The following is a 402-nucleotide window of genomic DNA, read 5'->3' as shown; positions in this document are numbered from 1 at the left end:
AGGGTGAAGCGAGACAATTAAGTTCATTACAATTTATTGAAAGGAAATTTTAGAAGTTGGGCAACCAGTTTACAGTACGCAGTGAGCAGTACGCAGTACAGTTACGACTGGATACTGCATACTAATTGACTGCCAACTGAAAAAAAACGGGGGATTAGCTCAGCTGGCTAGAGCGCCTGCCTTGCACGCAGGAGGTCATCGGTTCGACTCCGATATTCTCCACGATTCCTTAAGATCTAAGGGAGATAGGTACTACAAACATCAGGAAAATGCGCATAAGCATATTCGTTTGTTTGCCATTGAAATTAGGTTGTATAAGAGGAAAAAAGTTCATTGACATATTGAGAAACAAAGAATACGAGAAAACTACAGTTATAGAAGTTTACTTTTATAACGAGGTAA

1 tRNA gene is annotated in these 402 nt (G+C 39.6%); it reads left to right on the top strand.

What is annotated here, in order from left to right:
• Positions 1–148 precede the first annotated feature (148 nt).
• Positions 149–222 (top strand) — tRNA-Ala (locus LB467_RS18765).
• Positions 223–402 lie beyond the last annotated feature (180 nt).

Origin of the sequence: Salegentibacter tibetensis, from assembly GCF_020164485.1 — a bacterium.
Classification (GTDB): Bacteria; Bacteroidota; Bacteroidia; order Flavobacteriales; family Flavobacteriaceae; genus Salegentibacter; species Salegentibacter tibetensis.
The sequence above is the reverse complement of the archived record's forward strand: the minus strand, read 5'-3'. Positions and strand labels throughout refer to the sequence as shown.